Source organism: Mycobacterium sp., assembly GCF_035570115.1.
GTDB lineage: Bacteria > Actinomycetota > Actinomycetes > Mycobacteriales > Mycobacteriaceae > Mycobacterium.
In genome coordinates, this window is the sequence record NZ_DATMLH010000215.1 from 1 (window position 1) to 2,523 (window position 2,523).

The following is a 2,523-nucleotide window of genomic DNA, read 5'->3' on the forward strand; positions in this document are numbered from 1 at the left end:
AACACCAAACGATGACCACGTTTCATCATCGGCCGCGGCAGAAAGCTGTCCTCGGCAATGAAACTCGTCAGCGCGGGAAAACCGTTGAAGCTGGTATTCGCACCGAAGAACAAGATCGCCGCGCTGGCCGTCTGCAGCAGCAAGTACGTGATGTTCCCGATCACCCCGTTGCCGAAGACCGCCCGGCCAACCTCGGACAGCATCGACGGATATTCAGCGACAAACGGAGTGGCGTGGGTGGCATGCACCAGGTAGATGACACCAACCAACAAGAACCCGAGGATGCAGGCCATTCGGGTGAGGACCCGACGCGCGTTGGGGCCTTGCGGCTGACGAAAGACATTGACCGCGTCGGTGATCGCCTCGACCCCGGTCAGCGAGGTGCCGCCGTTGGCGAATGCCCGCAGCAACACCAGAATCGTCGCACCCATCACCAGCCCGTTGCCCTGATGCACCGGCACCGCCCCGGCAATGTGCGCCGGATCGTATTGCGGCAAAGTCCAGAAGATTTTGCGAATGACGCCGGTCACGATCATCACCGTGAGCATGACGATGAAAGCGTAGACCGGCACGGCGAATATCCGACCCGCCTCCCGCATTCCGCGCAGGTTGGCGTAAGACATGAGTAGCAACGCGCCTACGGTGATTTCCAAGTGGTAGGGCCCCAGCGCCGGTACCGCGGACACCACCGCAAACGTGCCCGACGCGCACTGCACCGCCACGGTCACCACATAATCGATCAACAGCGCGGCCGCCGAGATCTGCGCAATGCGCGGCCCGAAATTGCTCCGCGCCACCACATACGAACCGCCCCGTTGCGTATAGGCCATCACCACCTGGCGGTACGACCCCGTCACCAACGCCAGAATCAGCAAGATCACACCGGCGATCGGAAGCACCAACACGAACGCGGCCACCCCGGCAGCCGGCAGTAGTTCGACCATGATCTGTTCGGGACCGTAGACGGTCGACGAGATCGCATCCGGCGAAAGTGCGCCCAGCGCAACGGTATTCGACAAACTCTCGTGCTCTAGGTGCTCGCTGATCAGCGGCTTCCCGAGAAAGAATCGTTTCCACCCGTCGTAAAAAGTCGACGGGATCGTCTCCTCGTCAGGCAAATCTGTCACGGCCATTTCATTCCCGCCCCTTGAACGTGCCGGATGGTTACGCCCGTGTAGAGTAGCGTCTCCGCCCGCGAGCGGCAGTCCTTCGGGAAAGGCCCGAACGCTGAGGTCGATCGAACCCTAGCGGTTTTCCCAGGTATCTCGCGCCAATAGGCCGATCCGGCCGCTCGCCGCGGCCCCGGGCCTTCAGATGACTGGCGTGGTCGCCTCGATCTTTTCGGTGGACTCCAACCCTCGATCAGGCTGTTTATCGTGTCCGCGACGGGCGGCTTGGGCTTCTGCGATCCGCGACGATATGTCGTAGGCGACGATCTGCGCGCTCGCACCTGGGATCCGGCTGATCACCGCGGCGATCTTGTCGGCGGTGCGGTCATGCAGCAGCCGGCCCAGCAACGCCGAATACGTTCGACGCGGCAACAGCACCGTCACGGTGGTGTCGGGATGATCCCGCTTGACCTGGCAAACCAGGTCTTGCGCCCCCCGGCTCAGGTTGCGATCCAGGCACTCGACCAACCGCAACTCGGTGACGTGCTCAAAGTGCTGCCAGCGCCGCTGCAAGCGCGCGGCATGAGCCGCGTCCAACACGAAGTGCACCGCGACCAGCTCCTCGGCGTGCAGCCCTTTCGCGTAGCGCATCGCCTCGATCTCCGCGAGGTCGACGCTGTCGACGAAGACGAACACCCGATGCCGATCATGCCTGGCCAAGTCGGGAGGCTCGGTAAGCGACGTCTCCAGCACGGAAGCCTCGGCGCGGTACTGCCGGTTGAGCCGCATCAGGGCCAACACCAGAATCGGGAACACCACTACGACCAGCCAGGCGCCCTCGGTGAACTTCGCGATCGCGAAGATGGCCACCACACTCGTTGACAAGATGCCCGCCGAGAAGTTGATCACCAGTTTGTAGTGCCAGCCGGGCCCACGATGGGTCAGCCAGTGTTTGGTCATGCCATAGCCGGCCATCGAGAAAGCGGTGAACACGCCCATCGCGAACATCGGCACCAGCGCGTTGACCCCGCCTCCCGTCGCGACCAACAGCGCCACCGCGAGCACGGTCAGCAGGATGATGGCATTGGAGAACACCAGCCGATGACCGCGCTTCATCAGTGGGCGTGGCAGGAAGCTGTCCTCGGCAACAAAGTGAGTCAGCGCCGGAAACCCGTTGAAGCTGGTGTTGGCACCGTTGTACAAGATGGCCGCGCTCGCCGCCTGCAACAGAAAGTACAAAACGTTGCCGACGATTCCGTGGCCGAAGACCGCTCGGCCGATCTCGGAGAGCATCGACGGATATCCGGCAGAAAACGGAACGGAATGAGTGGCGTAGCCGAGCCAGGCCACACCGGCCAACAACAGCCCAAGAACCGTAGCCATCATGGTCAGCACCCGGCGCGCGTTAGGGCCT

Annotated in this window: 1 protein-coding gene and 1 pseudogene; both read right to left on the minus strand. The window is 62.7% G+C overall.

Going from position 1 to position 2,523, the window contains the following annotated elements; translation table 11 throughout:
* Window positions 1–1,133 (minus strand): APC family permease (locus tag VNW74_RS19330; protein ID WP_414686725.1); only part of this gene is annotated, 1,133 nt, incomplete at its 3' end.
* Window positions 1,134–1,310: 177 nt separating this feature from the next.
* Window positions 1,311–2,523: pseudogene (locus VNW74_RS19335) on the minus strand (DNA-binding protein); the annotation flags it as partial.